This is a genomic window from Streptomyces sp. NPDC055966 (assembly GCF_042269865.1).
GTDB lineage: Bacteria > Actinomycetota > Actinomycetes > Streptomycetales > Streptomycetaceae > Streptomyces.
On the sequence record NZ_JBHJYK010000023.1, the window covers coordinates 154,445 to 161,348 of the forward strand.

Annotated in this window: 8 protein-coding genes and 1 pseudogene; 8 read left to right on the forward strand and 1 reads right to left on the reverse strand. The window is 72.0% G+C overall.

The window, feature by feature from the left end:
- The first annotated feature begins 45 nt into the window (after positions 1-45).
- The 8 genes from ACFC8N_RS38220 to lgt all read left to right on the forward strand — a co-directional run bounded on the left by ACFC8N_RS38220 (position 46) and on the right by lgt (position 6,261).
- Positions 46-306 (forward strand): HGxxPAAW family protein, encoded by a 261-nt coding sequence (locus ACFC8N_RS38220; RefSeq protein ID WP_356021099.1) that lies wholly within the window; start codon positions 46-48, stop codon positions 304-306.
- A 124-nt stretch (positions 307-430) separates the two neighbouring features.
- Positions 431-874 carry a DUF2752 domain-containing protein gene (locus ACFC8N_RS38225; RefSeq protein WP_356021101.1) on the forward strand — a complete coding sequence of 148 codons (444 nt, stop codon included), beginning with the start codon at positions 431-433 and terminating at the stop codon, positions 872-874.
- Positions 875-1,087: 213 nt separating this feature from the next.
- Positions 1,088-1,897: an indole-3-glycerol phosphate synthase TrpC gene (gene trpC / locus ACFC8N_RS38230; RefSeq protein ID WP_071382776.1), complete on the forward strand. Its 810-nt coding sequence runs from the start codon at positions 1,088-1,090 to the stop codon at positions 1,895-1,897.
- A gap of 21 nt (positions 1,898-1,918) precedes the next feature.
- Positions 1,919-2,086, forward strand: a complete 168-nt coding sequence (trpM, locus tag ACFC8N_RS38235; protein ID WP_351800536.1) for a tryptophan biosynthesis modulator TrpM — start codon at positions 1,919-1,921, stop codon at positions 2,084-2,086.
- A gap of 136 nt (positions 2,087-2,222) precedes the next feature.
- A complete protein-coding gene (gene trpB / locus ACFC8N_RS38240) occupies positions 2,223-3,506 on the forward strand; it encodes a tryptophan synthase subunit beta (RefSeq protein ID WP_376293658.1) in 1,284 nt (427 codons plus the stop codon).
- Positions 3,503-4,321, forward strand: coding sequence for a tryptophan synthase subunit alpha (gene trpA / locus ACFC8N_RS38245; protein ID WP_376293661.1), 819 nt, complete (start codon positions 3,503-3,505; stop codon positions 4,319-4,321). The genes trpB and trpA overlap by 4 nt, the downstream gene beginning before the upstream one ends.
- A gap of 107 nt (positions 4,322-4,428) precedes the next feature.
- A complete protein-coding gene (locus ACFC8N_RS38250) occupies positions 4,429-5,202 on the forward strand; it encodes a thioredoxin domain-containing protein (protein WP_356021108.1) in 774 nt (257 codons plus the stop codon).
- Between the two features lie 87 nt (positions 5,203-5,289).
- A complete protein-coding gene (lgt, locus tag ACFC8N_RS38255) occupies positions 5,290-6,261 on the forward strand; it encodes a prolipoprotein diacylglyceryl transferase (protein ID WP_356021110.1) in 972 nt (323 codons plus the stop codon).
- Positions 6,262-6,317: 56 nt separating this feature from the next.
- On the opposite strand, the pseudogene ACFC8N_RS38260 reads toward lgt, so the two are convergent.
- Positions 6,318-6,904, reverse strand: a pseudogene (locus ACFC8N_RS38260) (HpcH/HpaI aldolase/citrate lyase family protein); the annotation flags it as partial.

A 6,904-nucleotide genomic window follows, 5' to 3' on the forward strand; every position in this document is an offset into this window, starting at 1 on the left:
ACGCCGCTCTCCCGGGACACGTACACAGCAACGAGGAGCACAGACATGGCGGGCAGCAGCCACGGCCACGGTCACACCCCGGCCGCCTGGACCGGCGTCATCATTTCCTTCATCGGTTTCCTGGTCGCGGGCGCCTTCATGGTGATGGCCAACACCGTCGGCTTCTGGGCCGGCATGGTGCTCATCCTCGCCGGCGCCGTGGTCGGCGGCATCATGCGCGCCATGGGCCTCGGCGCCGACCCGAAGCCGCTGAAGATGGTCGGCGGCTCCCTCGCGACCCCCGAGCCGGTTGCCGTGGAGAGCTGAGCCCTCCCGCTCCCGCCTTCGAGGGGCGGTCCGGCACCCGCAGGGGTGCGGGGCCGCCCCTCGGCTTTCCCCCGTACGCCCGCGACGACGCGCGGGCGGCACCGGCCCGCGGCACAATGCGAACGTGAACGCCGACAGCCGCGTGGCCCCGCCCGCGACAGCCGCGACCGCACCGCTCGGACGGCGGCTCGCCGTCCCGGGCGCGCTGCTCGCGGTCGTCGCCGCGGCCTTCGCGTACGTCGGCGCCGTCGACCCGAACGAGCCCGGCCACTACCCGGTCTGTCCGCTGTACCGGCTCACCGGTCTGTACTGCCCCGGCTGCGGCGGACTGCGCAGCGCGCACGCCTTCGTCCACGGCGACCTGCTCACCGCGCTGCACGACAACGCGCTGGGCGTGGCCGGCTACCTGGGCTTCGCGGTGCTGTGGAGCGTCTGGACGGTCCGTACGGCGCGCGGCCGGCCGCTGCGGCCGGACCTCGGCCGGGCCCACCTGTGGGGCGCCGGCGTGTCGCTGCTGGTGTTCACGGCTGTCCGGAACCTGCCGTCGGGCGACTGGTTGCATCCTTGATCACCGGGGGAAGGTCCAGTATGGGGGCACCTCCCGCCGAGCCGTGCGAAGCTGGTTCGAGGGTGGGGGAAGGACCGGCGTCCGCTGGATGCGAAGGCACCGGCCCGCTGCGGATACCATCGCTATGACCACGGGTTTTCAGAACGTGAAGAACCCGGGCCCGAAGAACCTGATGAACCTGAAGGAACCACCGTCTGGAAGGGGGCCGCTCGCGTGAGTGTGCTCGACGAGATCATCGACGGAGTCCGTGCCGACCTCGCGGAGCGGCAGGCGCGCGTCAGCCTCGACGAGCTCAAGGAGCGCGCGGCCAAGGCACCCGCCGCAAAGGACGGGGTGGCCGCGCTCAAGGGCGACGGCGTCAAGGTGATCTGTGAGGTCAAGCGCTCCAGCCCCTCCAAGGGCGCGCTGGCCGCGATCGCCGACCCGGCCGGGCTGGCCGCGGACTACGAGGCGGGCGGTGCGGCCGTCATCTCCGTCCTCACCGAACAGCGCCGCTTCGGCGGCTCGCTGGCCGACCTGGAGGCCGTCCGCGCGCGCGTGGACATCCCGGTCCTGCGCAAGGACTTCATCGTCACCTCGTACCAGCTGTGGGAGGCCCGGGCCTACGGCGCCGACCTCGCGCTGCTGATCGTGGCCGCGCTGGAGCAGCCCGCCCTGGAGTCCCTGATCGAGCGCGCGGTCTCCATCGGCCTGACCCCGCTCGTCGAGGTGCACGACGAGGACGAGGTCGAGCGCGCGGTGGACGCGGGCGCCAAGGTGATCGGTGTCAACGCGCGCAACCTGAAGACGCTGGAGGTCGACCGCGGCACGTTCGAGCGGGTCGCCCCGGAGATCCCGAACCACATCGTCAAGGTCGCCGAGTCCGGCGTCCGCGGCCCGCACGACCTGATCGCCTACGCCAACGCCGGCGCCGACGCGGTCCTGGTCGGCGAGTCCCTCGTCACCGGCCGCGACCCGAAGACCGCCGTCGCCGACCTGGTCGCCGCGGGCGAGCACCCCGCGCTGCGGCACGGCCGGAGCTGATCACCCGGTAGGCTGATCCCGATGACTCTCACCGTGACGACCGTGGACCGGTACGCCCGCCTGGCGCGCGGCTGCCGCCCCCGGGGCTGCCGCGCCCCGGCGAGGCGCGTCCACGGCCGCAGGGTGCGGTACGTCATCGGTGACGAACCCGGGCAGGTCAACGGCATGCGATGGCAGCAGCCAACCTGAGGGGCGCGGGGCTCTGTTTGATATGCGGCTACCGCCGCGCGGGCGCGATCAACCACAGCGGTCCCGCAGTCGACTGATCACCCCGTCGCCCCACGGCGAACAGTGTCTTTTCACGCACTCACCGTGAGGTTTCGGCATGCCCAGCAACTTCTTCTTCCCTGACCCGGAGGGTCAAGTCCCCACCGCCGAAGGCTACTTCGGCGTGTTCGGCGGCAAGTTCATCCCGGAGGCCCTCGTCGCCGCCGTCGACGAGGTCGCCGTCGAGTACGACAAGGCCAAGCAGGACCCCGAGTTCGCCCGGGAACTCGACGACCTGATGGTCAACTACACCGGCCGTCCCAGCTCGCTCACCGAGGTCCCCCGCTTCGCCGAGCACGCCGGCGGCGCCCGGGTGTTCCTCAAGCGCGAGGATCTCAACCACACCGGCTCGCACAAGATCAACAACGTGCTCGGCCAGGCCCTGCTCACCAAGCGCATGGGCAAGACCCGGGTCATCGCCGAGACCGGCGCCGGCCAGCACGGCGTCGCCACCGCCACCGCCTGCGCCCTGTTCGGCCTCGACTGCACCATCTACATGGGCGAGATCGACACCGAGCGCCAGGCCCTGAACGTGGCCCGCATGCGCATGCTCGGTGCCGAGGTCGTCTCGGTGAAGTCCGGCAGCCGCACCCTGAAGGACGCCATCAACGAGGCGTTCCGCGACTGGGTCGCCAACGTCGACCACACCCACTACCTCTTCGGGACCGTCGCCGGACCGCACCCGTTCCCGGCCATGGTCCGCGACTTCCACCGCGTGATCGGCGTGGAGGCCCGCCGCCAGCTCCTGGAGCGCGCCGGCCGGCTGCCCGACGCCGCGATCGCCTGCGTCGGCGGCGGCTCCAACGCCATCGGCCTCTTCCACGCCTTCATCCCGGACACGTCCGTCCGCCTCATCGGCTGCGAGCCCGCGGGACACGGCATCGAGACCGGCGAGCACGCGGCCACCCTCACCGCCGGCGAGCCCGGCATCCTGCACGGCTCCCGGTCGTACGTCCTGCAGGACGAGGAGGGCCAGATCACCGAGCCGTACTCGATCTCGGCGGGCCTGGACTACCCGGGCATCGGCCCCGAGCACTCGTACCTGAAGGACTCGGGCCGCGGTGAGTACCGCGCGATCACCGACGACGCGGCCATGCAGGCCCTGCGCCTGCTGTCGCGCACCGAGGGCATCATCCCGGCCATCGAGAGCGCGCACGCCCTCGCCGGCGCCCTGGAGGTCGGCAGGGAGCTGGGCAAGGACGGCCTGATCGTCGTCAACCTCTCCGGCCGCGGCGACAAGGACATGGACACCGCCGCGCGCTACTTCGGCCTGTACGACGCCGACGCCGCGGTCGCCGCCGACGCGACCGACACCGCCGAGATCGAGGGGGACGCCAAGTGAGCGGGAACATTCAGCTGCTGTCCGACACCCTCGCCGGCGCCAGGGCCGAGGGCCGCTCCGCGCTCATCGCCTACCTCCCGGCCGGGTTCCCGACCGTGGACGGCGGCATCGAGGCGATCAAGGCCGTCTTCGACGGCGGGGCGGACGTCGTGGAGGTCGGTCTGCCGCACAGCGACCCCGTCCTCGACGGTCCCGTCATCCAGACCGCCGACGACATCGCCCTGCGCGGCGGCGTCAAGATCGCGGACGTCATGCGGACGGTCAAGGAGGCCCACGGGGCCACCGGCAAGCCCGTCCTGGTCATGACGTACTGGAACCCGATCGACCGCTACGGCGTCGAGCGCTTCACCGCCGAGCTGGCCGAGGCGGGCGGCGCGGGCTGCATCCTGCCCGACCTGCCCGTCCAGGAGTCGGCGCTGTGGCGCGAGCACGCCGACAAGCACGGCCTCGCCACCGTGTTCGTCGTCGCCCCCAGCAGCAAGGACGAGCGGCTCGCGCAGATCACCGCCGCGGGCAGCGGCTTCGTCTACGCCGCCTCGCTCATGGGCGTCACCGGCACCCGTGAGTCGGTCGGCGCGCAGGCCCAGAACCTGGTCGGACGCACCCGGGCCACCGGCACCGACCTGCCCGTCTGCGTCGGGCTCGGCGTCTCCAACCGCGTCCAGGCGGCCGAGGTCGCCGGCTTCGCCGACGGCGTCATCGTCGGCTCGGCGTTCGTGAAGCGGATGCTCGACGCCCCCGACCACGCGTCGGGCATCGAGGGGGTCCGCGAGCTGGCCGGAGAGCTCGCCAAGGGCGTGCGCGGACAGGCGTAACCGTCAGCAATCATCCGTAGTCACCTACAACGGAACATTCGGTCACTCGAACGGGTGGACCTGAGGCCGGGGAGGCGCGCTGCGCCTCCCCGGTTCGTTCTGGGGGTGTGAGCGAGAAGAACCGTGACGGAAAGCGCACCGCCCGGGAGCGGCTGGCGGTCGAGCGCGAGAAGCAGAAGTCCGCTGACAGGCGGCGGCGCACGCTGATCGTGGGCGCAAGCGTGGTCTGCGTCCTCGGACTCGCGGCGGTGATCGGCGTGATCGCCGCGAACGCGGGCAAGAGCGGGAGCAGTGCGAAGGCGGGCCCGGTCGTGGCGCCCTCGGGCGCGCAGGGCAAGGACAGCCTCGCGATCCCGGTCGGCAAGGACGGCGCCAGGTCGACGCTCACCGTCTGGGAGGACATGCGCTGCCCGGCCTGCCAGGCCTTCGAGACGGCCTACCGCCCGACGCTCCACGAACTGGTGGACTCCGGCAAGCTCAGAATCGAGTACCACCTGGTCCGGCTGATCGACGGCAACCTCGGCGGCACCGGCTCCCTGCGCGGCGCCAACGCCGTGGCCTGCGCCCAGGACGCCGGAAAGTTCCGCGACTACCACGACGTGCTGTACACGAACCAGCCGAAGGAGACCGACGACGCGTTCAGCAGCAACGACAAGCTGATCGCGCTGGCCGGCAAGGTGGGCGGCCTCGTCACCCCGGCGTTCCGCACGTGTGTGAACGACGGCACCCACGACAGCTGGGTGGACAAGAGCAACAAGGCCTTCCAGTCCGGCGGTTTCAGCGGCACGCCCACGGTCCTGCTCGGCGGGAAGAACATCTACGAGAACCAGAGCATGACCCCCGCCAAGCTGAAGCAGATGGTCGAGGCGGCCGGCCGCTGACCGGCGATTTCCGGACGCCCCCGTTATGGACCCGTAGCCGGGCTGCTTGCCGTCCCCACGGCCCGGCACGGTAGCGTCGGACCTGCCATGGAACTTGCCTACATTCCCAGCCCGTCGCGCGGGGTGCTGTACCTCGGCCCCATCCCGCTGCGCGGCTACGCCTTCTGCATCATCATCGGCGTCTTCGTCGCCGTCTGGCTCGGCAACAAACGCTGGGTCGCCCGCGGCGGGCGGACCGGCACCGTCGCCGACATCGCGGTCTGGGCCGTCCCCTTCGGCCTGGTCGGCGGCCGGCTGTACCACGTGATCACGGACTACGAGCTGTACTTCAGCCCGGGTCGTGACTGGGTGGACGCCTTCAAGGTGTGGCAGGGCGGCCTGGGCATCTGGGGCGCGATCGCGCTCGGCGCGCTCGGCGCGTGGATCGGCGCGCGGCGCCGGGGCATCCCGATGCCCGCGTACGCCGACGCCGTCGCGCCCGGCATCGCCTTCGCGCAGGCCATCGGCCGCTGGGGCAACTGGTTCAACCAGGAGCTGTACGGCCGTGAGACGCATGTTCCCTGGGCGCTGCACATCACCTCGTCCGAGGGCGGCCGGGTGCCGGGCTACTACCACCCGACCTTCCTCTACGAGTCCCTGTGGTGCATCGGCGTGGGCTTCCTGGTGATCTGGGCCGACCGCCGCTTCAAGCTGGGCCACGGCCGGGCGTTCGCCCTGTACGTCGCCGCGTACTGTGTGGGCCGCGGCTGGATCGAGTACATGCGCGTGGACGACGCCCACCACATCCTGGGCCTCCGCCTCAACGACTGGACCGCGATGATCGTGTTCCTGCTGGCGGTGGCGTACATGGTGGTGTCCGCGAAGCTGCGGCCGGGCCGTGAGGCCGTGGTGGAACCGGGTGCCTCCGAGGCCGTGGCCGACGGTACGGAAGAGGCCGCCGAGAGCGGGACCGAGGACGTCGAGGGCAAGGTCGCGGACAAGGCCGAGCCCGATGCCGAGCCCGCTGCCGCGGAGGCGAAGGCCGAGGCCGAGGCCGAGTCGGGGACGTCGAAGACCTGACGGCAGGCGGTACGACGCACAGGGCGCCCTGACCGGGGCGCCCTTCGCGTGTGCGGTCAGCTCCTGCGTGCCGGCGCCAGCGTGCGCTGGGCCACGGCCACCACCGCCGTGTCGACGAAGCGCCCGTCCGGCAGGGCCTGCGGCCCGCTTCCGTCGCCGCTGCCTCAAGAACCGTCTGTGCCGCCTCGGTCTCCTCCGGTGCGGGCAGGTAGGCCCGTTCGATCACCGGCAGCTGGCGGGGGGTGGATCGCGGCGTGGCCCAGGAAGCCGAGGGCGCGGCCGTGGGCGCAGGAGGCGGCGAGGCCGGCCAGGTCACGGGTGTGGGGGTGGACCGGCTGGGGCGGTGGCGCGAGCCCCGCCGCGCGGGCGGCGACGATCACCCGGGAGCGCGGCCGGTCGAGGCCCGCGTCGGCCCGTACCCCCAGGTCGGCCCGGAGATCCGCCTCGCCGAGGGCGATGCCCCGCAGGGCGGGGTGCGCGGTGGCGACGGCGTAGGCGCGCTCGATGCCGAGGGCCGTCTCCAGCAGGGCGTACAGCGGGACCGCGGCGGCCGCGGCGACCGCCTGAGATAGGGTGGCTCTGATACCCAGCTGACGCTGCAGCCGATTCCACTCGAGAAGATCTCCGTGGTCGCCGGAACAAG